The sequence below is a fragment of the Halomonas sp. SIMBA_159 genome (assembly GCF_046536035.1).
GTDB classification, from domain to species: Bacteria; Pseudomonadota; Gammaproteobacteria; order Pseudomonadales; family Halomonadaceae; genus Vreelandella; species Vreelandella venusta_A.
In genome coordinates this window covers 1-237 of sequence record NZ_JAWJBT010001575.1, presented here as the reverse complement: position 1 = coordinate 237, position 237 = coordinate 1, and the positions used below count along the sequence as shown (strand labels likewise).

Sequence of the window (237 nt, the reverse complement as noted above, 5' to 3'; positions counted from 1 at the left end):
ATACCGAGGAGCTGTTGCCGGTTATCTCGTTTAACGCCAAAACGTCAACCGACGAGCAGAAGAAACACGACGACTTTGTCGACCGTATGATGGAAAAAGGCTACACCCGTAAACAGGTGCGTTTACTGTGCGAATGGTATTTGCGCGTACGTAAATCGTCTTAACAACCCTGGCCCGGTACACATGTTACCGGGCCTACAACGACAGCGAACCGTGGGCCTGAGAAGCGGCAACACA

Annotated in this window: 1 protein-coding gene; it reads left to right on the top strand. The window is 51.9% G+C overall.

Annotated elements, in window-relative coordinates:
• Positions 1-164, top strand: a 164-nt coding sequence (locus R0J87_RS24545) for a hypothetical protein (RefSeq protein ID WP_336558109.1), incomplete at its 5' end; no start/stop codon positions are given.
• Positions 165-237 lie beyond the last annotated feature (73 nt).